Below are 4,429 nucleotides of genomic sequence, written 5' to 3'. Positions count from 1 at the left end.
CCATGCGGGTGATTAAGTGATGTTATGCGTTAACGTCATGATGGTGGCGGTGATTATAATATTAAGAAGAGTTTTGATCCATAATGTGGAATATATATCACGCAATTAAATTTAATTTTTCAATGGTGCGGTTATTTCACATTATATTTGTGGGTATTTGTTTAGTGATTGAATTGTTATTTGTTGGTTTGGCGTGAATATGGTCTCCACAAGCAAAATGGATGAGAAGCTGTCATTGGACGTTGTGACTTGAGCGCCAGAGAGTAACGTTAACCGGTCTAGGATTCCGGTACCTTAACTCTCGCCTCGGCGGGCTATCCTCGTTATACTTCGTGACTGAATTCAACGTGGGCTGAACATGTCAGCCCTTTACATGCAAGAGCACAGAATATGCAAGAGTACTTCGAGTTTTTTCAACAAAATATGATTCTTTCGCTGGCATGGGCGGGCTTAGTGATTGCCCTTATCATGAATATTATGAAGTCAGTGAGTGCCGCTTATAAAGAGGTCTCGGCCTCACAGGTTACGGAACTGATGAATCGCCACAATGGTGTGGTGGTGGATATCCGTACTAAGGACGAGTTCAAAAAAGGTCATATTACCGATGCGCTTCACATTTTGCCGTCGGACATCAAAGCGGGTAACTTAGGTAGCCTTGAAAATCATAAATCTGACCCAATCATTGTGGTATGCAAAACCGGCCAAACTGCGCAAGAAAGTGCAAACTTGCTGGCCAAAGCGGGCTTTGAACACGTCAATCTGCTTAAGAACGGTCTGATTGCATGGAATGAAGCGAACCTGCCGTTGGTTCGTGGCAAAAAGTAATTCCGGCTCGGCTCCCGCCTTGCATGCATTGATATGAGAGACGCTGTCTAAAAAGGCAGCGTTTGCCTGCCAGAGATGTGATGCTTTCCACGTAATGGTTGCTTCATCTGGTCATGGTAACGTCTCTCCGTTAGTCTGATTCCAGACTCGATATTACAGAATTTTTAAGGATTAAAACCATGGCTGAAGCAGCACCACAACAAGACGCACAGAACTTCGCAATTCAACGTATTTTCCTGAAAGATGTGTCGTTTGAAGCGCCGAATTCACCAATCATGTTCCAGAAAGAGTGGAACCCGGATGTGAAACTGGATCTCGACACACAAAGCCGTGAGTTGGGCGAAGGTGTGTACGAAGTTGTGCTTCGCTTGACGGTAACAGTGAAAAACGAAGAAGAAACGGCGTTTCTGTGTGAAGTTCAGCAAGGTGGTATCTTCACAGCGGAAAAAATGGAAGCCGGTCAACTGGCGCACTGCTTAGGCGCGTTTTGTCCAAACATCCTGTTCCCATACGCACGTGAGACTATCTCCAGTCTGGTCGTAAAAGGCACATTCCCGCAACTGAACCTGGCGCCAGTCAACTTCGATGCGCTGTTCATGAACTACCTGCAGCAGCAAGCGCAGCAAGAAGGTCAGGCGGAAGCCTAATCACGCGGTACAGACGCTGAGTTAAGCTAGCTTGGCGCCGCAGTAAGCAGATTAAAATGCACAAAGTATCGGTTTAAAGCGATGCGTTGTGCATTTTTTGTTTATTATTCAATAAAGACTTGAGTGGATAAATCGATGACAGAGTCACAAGCGAATAATGTGTACGGAAAAAAGATCGCCATGACCGTGCTGGGAGCGGGCTCCTATGGTACCTCCCTGGCCATTTCTCTGGCCAGAAATGGTGCCAATGTGGTGTTGTGGGGGCATGATCCCGAGCATATGGCGCGTCTGGAAGCTGAGCGCGCTAACCATGCCTTTCTGCCTGATGTGGCCTTCCCACCGTCACTGATAATCGAAGCGGATCTGCGTAACGCGGTGCAGGCCAGTCGTGATCTGCTGATCGTGGTGCCCAGTCATGTGTTTGGGATTGTACTGGGTAACATCAAGCCGCATTTGCGCTCAGACACACGCTTGTGCTGGGCAACCAAAGGGCTGGAGCCGGAAACGGGGCGTCTGCTGAAAGAAGTGGTGCACGATGTACTGGGTGAAGGTTATTCGCTAGCAGTATTGTCCGGTCCGACGTTTGCTAAAGAGCTGGCGATGGGATTACCCACGGCCATTTCGGTAGCATCACCGGATACCGAGTTTGTGCGTGACCTGCAAGAAAAAATCCACTGCAGTAAGACCTTCCGTGTGTATGCCAACGATGATTTTATCGGCATGCAGCTGGGCGGAGCAGTGAAAAACGTCATTGCGATTGGCGCAGGCATGTCCGATGGGATTGGTTTTGGGGCGAATGCCCGTACGGCACTGATCACCCGAGGTTTGGCGGAAATGTCACGCCTGGGCGCGGCACTGGGGGCCAAACCTGAAACCTTCATGGGCATGGCAGGATTGGGTGATCTGGTGCTGACTTGTACAGACAACCAATCGCGGAACCGCCGCTTTGGCCTCGCGCTAGGGCAGGGAAAAGACGTCGATACGGCGCAACAAGAGATTGGCCAGGTAGTCGAAGGTTACCGCAATACCAAAGAAGTCTGGTTGTTGGCCAGCCGGATGGGTGTTGAGATGCCGATAGTTGACCAGATTTATCAAGTATTGTATCAAGGTAAAGATGCCCGCTTAGCCGCACAGGATTTGCTGGCGCGCGATAAAAAAGCGGAAGGGAAATAGACACACGTAAAACGCCCGCTGTGGGGACGATGAAGGCATATCGTCACGCAGGCTGGGTGGTCGGGAACGAGTATGAAACATTGCGAAAAACAGAGGGTGTGGAAAGCAATCGTGCAGGAAGCGCGCGAGCAGTCTGAGCAGGAGCCCATGCTGGCCAGCTTTTACCATGCCACCATCATTAAGCACGAGAGTTTGGCCGCCGCATTGAGTTACATCCTGGCGAACAAACTGAATACCGCCTCCATGCCTGCCATGGCGGTACGCGAGGTTGTCGAAGAAGCGTTTAACAGCGACTCGTGTATCACCGAAGCGGCCGCTTGTGATATCTGCGCAACGGTGAACCGTGACCCGGCAGTGTCGATGTATTCCATGCCATTGCTGTATCTCAAGGGATACCATGCTCTGCAGGGCTATCGGGTGGCCAACTGGTTATGGAAGCAAGGCCGGATTGCACTGGCGACGTATTTTCAGAATCAGATCTCGGTGGCGTGTCAGGTGGACATCCATCCGGCAGCTCGCATCGGCCGTGGGATCATGCTCGATCACGCGACAGGAATCGTCATCGGTGAAACGGCCGTGGTGGAAGATGATGTGTCCATTTTGCAGGACGTAACGCTCGGTGGTACGGGGAAAGAGTGTGGCGATCGACATCCTAAGATCCGTGAAGGGGTGATGATTGGGGCCGGGGCTAAAATTCTTGGCAATATTGAGGTCGGAGAAGGGGCGAAAATTGGCTCTTGTTCGGTGGTGCTCCAGCCAGTGCCGCCACATACGACAGTCGCCGGTGTACCCGCTAAGATTGTTGGACGGCCCAAAACGGATAAACCGTCATTGGATATGGACCAGCAGTTCAATGGTCGCTCGCAAAGTTTTATTGGCGGCGACGGGATTTAAGCCGTAGACAAGATAACCAGGCGCACCACTGAGTGCGCCTTTTTGTTGTGGCTGAGCCACATGCAATAAAAAGGGAAGGCCGAGCCTTCCCTTAAACCGTTAGCCGGATGTCAGCTTAACGCGTCCAGCTCCGCCAGCACTTCATCAGCCCAGCTGATCCACGCTTTGCGCACCAGCAGGTTGCGACGCAGTGTTAAGCGTTCCAGACGCTGATGCTTGTCCAGGGTAGACGGTGTGGAGTAGTAAGCCGCTTCGATTTCCTGATAATGGGCAACCAGTTTACGTGATTCTTCGACCAATTCCGCCAGTTGAGCTCGGAATGGGTCAGCCGCTTGCACAGAACAGGCCATCAGTTTGGCAGAAAATTCATCGCGTACGGTCGGATGAGCGGTCGGTTGATCGAACCATTCACCCAGCGCACTTCGGCCGGCATCTGTAATAGAATAAACCTTACGATCTGGCTTGCCTTCCTGGGGCTCTAATACACAGGTCACCAGACCATTTTGAGCCATTTTGTTCAGCTCGCGGTATACTTGTTGGTGGCTGGCTTTCCAGAAATAGCCGATGCTGGCGGAAAACTCTTTAGTGATATCGTATCCGGTGGCATCTCGTGTGCTCAGAACAGTAAGGATAACGTGTGGTAATGACATGTCTTCAATCCAAATGGTCAATAAACTCAAAAAACAACTGTTCGAGTTACCGTTGTGCTTCTAAAGGCACTTCATCATCAGTTCACTCAAACAACGCCAACATCAATGTTGGTCATGTCACCTTATAAGCCGTTTATCACCTAGATCGATATGTAAATCGAAGACTGCGGATATATGGGTATGATTGTGTTCCCGCAGAGGGAAACTAGTATATCTAAATAATAAGCATAAAGTAGAATA

General features: G+C 50.1%; 5 protein-coding genes. 4 read left to right on the top strand and 1 reads right to left on the bottom strand.

Annotated elements, in window-relative coordinates; translation table 11 throughout:
• The first annotated feature begins 390 nt into the window (after nucleotides 1-390).
• From CAG65_RS10760 to cysE, 4 genes are all read left to right on the top strand, one after another.
• Nucleotides 391-825 (top strand): rhodanese-like domain-containing protein, encoded by a 435-nt coding sequence (locus tag CAG65_RS10760; RefSeq protein WP_021704530.1) that lies wholly within the window; start codon nucleotides 391-393, stop codon nucleotides 823-825.
• Between the two features lie 179 nt (nucleotides 826-1,004).
• Nucleotides 1,005-1,472 carry a protein-export chaperone SecB gene (secB, locus tag CAG65_RS10755; RefSeq protein ID WP_021704529.1) on the top strand — a complete coding sequence of 156 codons (468 nt, stop codon included), beginning with the start codon at nucleotides 1,005-1,007 and terminating at the stop codon, nucleotides 1,470-1,472.
• Between the two features lie 135 nt (nucleotides 1,473-1,607).
• Nucleotides 1,608-2,645: an NAD(P)H-dependent glycerol-3-phosphate dehydrogenase gene (gene gpsA / locus CAG65_RS10750; protein ID WP_161453624.1), complete on the top strand. Its 1,038-nt coding sequence runs from the start codon at nucleotides 1,608-1,610 to the stop codon at nucleotides 2,643-2,645.
• A 72-nt stretch (nucleotides 2,646-2,717) separates the two neighbouring features.
• Nucleotides 2,718-3,539 carry a serine O-acetyltransferase gene (gene cysE, locus CAG65_RS10745; RefSeq protein WP_021704527.1) on the top strand — a complete coding sequence of 274 codons (822 nt, stop codon included), beginning with the start codon at nucleotides 2,718-2,720 and terminating at the stop codon, nucleotides 3,537-3,539.
• Nucleotides 3,540-3,649: 110 nt separating this feature from the next.
• Here the strand turns inward: cysE and CAG65_RS10740 are convergent, their stop codons facing one another.
• Nucleotides 3,650-4,189 (bottom strand): PadR family transcriptional regulator, encoded by a 540-nt coding sequence (locus tag CAG65_RS10740; RefSeq protein WP_161453623.1) that lies wholly within the window; start codon nucleotides 4,187-4,189, stop codon nucleotides 3,650-3,652.
• Nucleotides 4,190-4,429 lie beyond the last annotated feature (240 nt).

The organism is Vibrio sp. V39_P1S14PM300 (assembly GCF_009904765.1).
GTDB lineage: Bacteria > Pseudomonadota > Gammaproteobacteria > Enterobacterales > Vibrionaceae > Vibrio > Vibrio proteolyticus.
Note: the sequence above shows the minus strand (reverse complement) of the source record. Positions and strands in the feature narration are given on the sequence as shown.